Source organism: Pseudonocardia sp. (assembly GCF_025965585.1).
Classification (GTDB): Bacteria; Actinomycetota; Actinomycetes; order Mycobacteriales; family Pseudonocardiaceae; genus Pseudonocardia.
The window spans coordinates 1-3,138 of the sequence record NZ_JAOPWR010000313.1; the positions used below are offsets into that span (position 1 = coordinate 1).

The 3,138-nt window shown below is 76.2% G+C and carries 3 protein-coding genes; 2 read left to right on the forward strand and 1 reads right to left on the reverse strand.

All coding sequences use genetic code 11. The features are described from left to right. Nucleotides 1–246, reverse strand: a 246-nt coding sequence (locus JWR81_RS18980) for a hypothetical protein (protein WP_297654280.1), incomplete at its 3' end; no start/stop codon positions are given. 1 nt (nucleotide 247) lies between these two features. On the opposite strand from JWR81_RS18980, the gene JWR81_RS18985 reads away from it, so the two are divergent. Together JWR81_RS18985 and JWR81_RS18990 are read left to right on the forward strand one after the other, a co-directional pair. After that, nucleotides 248–538, forward strand: coding sequence for an acylphosphatase (locus JWR81_RS18985; protein WP_297654283.1), 291 nt, complete (start codon nucleotides 248–250; stop codon nucleotides 536–538). A gap of 153 nt (nucleotides 539–691) precedes the next feature. Then, nucleotides 692–3,138, forward strand: a 2,447-nt coding sequence (locus JWR81_RS18990; protein ID WP_297654285.1) for an AAA family ATPase, incomplete at its 3' end; no start/stop codon positions are given.

The window sequence follows — 3,138 nt, forward strand, 5'->3', positions numbered from 1 at the left end:
GGCGCTCGCAGTGATGGTCGGCAGCGGGAGGAGCGGGCCGGGCAGCAGCCGGGTGCCGTCGGGGTCGGTGGCTGCCGGCGGGATCACGGCCTCGGCCCCCAGCAGGGTGGACCAGTCCGCGGGCAGCATGCCGGTGGGCTGGGCGACCGCGGCCAGCCCGACCAGGAGTGCCCCGGTGCCCAGGCCGACGAGCAGGGGACCGCTCCGACGACCGATGACGATCACGGTGCGGTAACGTAGCAGCATCGTGAGGACCAACACGGACGCCGCCGTTCGGCTCACAGCGTGGGTGAGCGGCCGTGTGCAGGGCGTGGGTTTCCGCTGGTGGACGCGGTGCCGGGCCCTCGAGCTGGGGCTGGTCGGGGAGGCTCGCAACCTGGCCGACCGTCGCGTCGCCGTTGTCGCGGAGGGTGATCGGCGGGCGTGTGAGCAGCTGCTCGTGGCGCTGCGTGGCGACGCGACCCCGGGCCGTATCGACGAGGTCGTCGTGCAGTGGGGCGAGGCGCGCGGCGGGTTCTCCGGTTTCGTGGAGGCCTGAGGAGCCGGGCGCGGAGTCCGCGTCGTCATACGATGTCGGACGCACCCGTCCCCTGCACGAGCACGCGTCACCGTGGCCGCGCGGCGGCCGCACGGACCACCCGACGTGGCCGGTACCCTTCGGGACCACCTGCTCCCCGGGAGAGAGACCTCCGTGCACCTCAAAAGCCTGACGCTGAAGGGTTTCAAGTCCTTCGCCTCGGCCACGACGCTGCGCCTGGAGCCGGGGATCACGTGCGTGGTGGGGCCGAACGGCTCGGGCAAGTCCAACGTCGTCGACGCCATCAGCTGGGTGCTCGGGGAGCAGGGGGCCAAGGCGCTGCGCGGCGGCAAGATGGAGGACGTCATCTTCGCCGGCACGTCCGGCCGGGCGCCGCTTGGCCGCGCCGAGGTGACGCTGACGATCGACAACTCCGACGGCGCGCTGCCCATCGACTACAACGAGGTCTCGATCACCCGCCGGATGTTCCGCGACGGCGCCGGCGAGTACGAGATCAACGGCGACCGCGCCCGGTTGCTCGACGTCCAGGAGCTGCTGTCGGACTCCGGCATCGGCCGCGAGATGCACGTCATCGTCGGGCAGGGCCAGCTCGACTCGGTGCTCCAGTCCAAGCCCGAGGACCGCCGCGCCTACATCGAGGAGGCCGCGGGCGTCCTCAAGCACCGCAAGCGCAAGGAGAAGGCGCTCCGCAAGCTCGACGCGATGCAGGCCAACCTCACGCGCCTCACCGACCTCACCGGTGAGCTGCGCCGCCAGCTCAAGCCCCTGGGACGCCAGGCGGAGATCGCACGCAAGGCCCAGAGCGTGCAGGCCGACCTGCGCGACTCCCGCCTGCGGCTCGCTGCCGACGACCTCGTGACGCTGCGGGACCAGCTCGCGCAGGAGGAGGCCGACGAGTCGCAGGCCCGGGCCCGTCGCGCGGAGGTCGAGGAGCAGCTGTCGGTCGCGCGCGTCGAGCAGGAGCGGCTGGAGGCGGCCCTCGCGCAGGACGCCCCGCGGCTCGCCGCGGCTCAGGACACCTGGTACCGGCTCTCCGCGCTGGCCGAGCGGCTGAACGGCACGGTCCGGCTCGCGCAGGAGCGCGCCCGCCACCTCGCCGACGCGGGGGAGGCCCGCACCCCGGGCCGCGACCCCGACGAGCTCGACGCCGAGGCCGACGCCGCCGCGGAGCAGGAGGAGGAGCTCACCGCCACGGTCGAGGAGGCCCGGCGGCGGCTCTCCGACATCACCGACGAGCGAGCCGAGCACGAGCGCACCCTCGCCGCGGCGGAACGAGCGCACATGGCCGCGGTCCGAGCCCTGGCCGACCGGCGTGCGGGCCTCGCGACGCTCGCTGGACGCGCCGAGGCGCTGCGGAGCGGGGCGGCGGCCACCGCGGAGGAGATCGAGCGGCTCTCCGACGCCCTCGCGGAGGCGCAGGAGCGCACCGCGGTGGCCGAGACCGAGCTGGAGGCCGCCCGCGCCGAGATGGGCGAGGGCGACGGCGACGCGCTGCCCGAGCTGGAACGGCGCTGCGAGGAGGCGGCCGAGGCGCACCAGGGGGCCCGTGCCCGCGTCGCCGAGCTGGTGGCCCGCGAACGCGAGGTGGAGCAGCAGCGCGCGCACTGGCGCGCCCGGGTGGACGCGCTGTCGGTCGGGCTGGCCCGGCGCGACGGCTCCGCCGCGCTGCTGGAGGGCGACACCGACGGCGTGCTCGGCACCGTCCCCGGGCTGGTCACGGTGGAGCCGTGGGCCCGCACGGCCGTGGCCGCGGTGCTGGGCGAGCTGGCCGACGCGGTGGTCGTCGAGGGCGCGGGGGCGGCGGCGGGGGCGATCCGGGAACTCCGCAGGCGCGACGCCGGCCGCGCGGCACTCCTCGTGGCTCCGGACCGGGGGGAGGCCGCGCCCGCCGCGCCCGATGAGCGGGGCCCGCGTCCGGTGGGGATGGCGCCGCCGGCCGGGCGGTGGGTCGCCGACGGGGTCGGGGGTGCCCTTGCCGCGTCCGTGGGCGGGCTGCTGCGGGACGTCGTGCTCGTCGACGACCTCGACGGCGCGCGCACGCTCGTCGCTGCGCATCCCGAGCTCACCGCCGTCACCGCCGAGGGTGACATGCTCGCCGCCGACCGTGCCCACGGCGGATCCGGCACGGCGACGAGTGCGCTGGACGTGCAGGCCGCGGTCGACGAGGCGCGGGAGCAGCGCGAGGCCGTCGAGGAGGAGCTGGCGCGGCTGCGCCCCACTCTGGAGGGTGCCCGCGCCGAGGAGGCCGCCCGCCTCACCGAGCTCGACGCCGCGCGGCAGGCGCAGAAGTCCGCCGAGCAGCGCCGGACGGCGGCGTCGGCGCAGCTGGGGCGGTTCGAGCAGGTGGTCCGGTCGGCCACCGCCGAGGCGCAGCGGCTGCGCACCCGCCGCGACCAGGTCGAGTCCCGCCGCTCCGACTCCCTCCTCGCCCTGGAGGCCGCCGAGCAGCAGCTCGCCGTCGCCGAGGACGAGCCCGTCGAGGACGAGCCCGACACCGAGATCCGCGACGCCGCCGCCGACGCCCTCGACACCGCCCGCTCCGAGGAGGTCGAGGCGCGGCTCTCGCTCCGCACCGCCGAGGAGCGCGCCCGTGCCCTCAC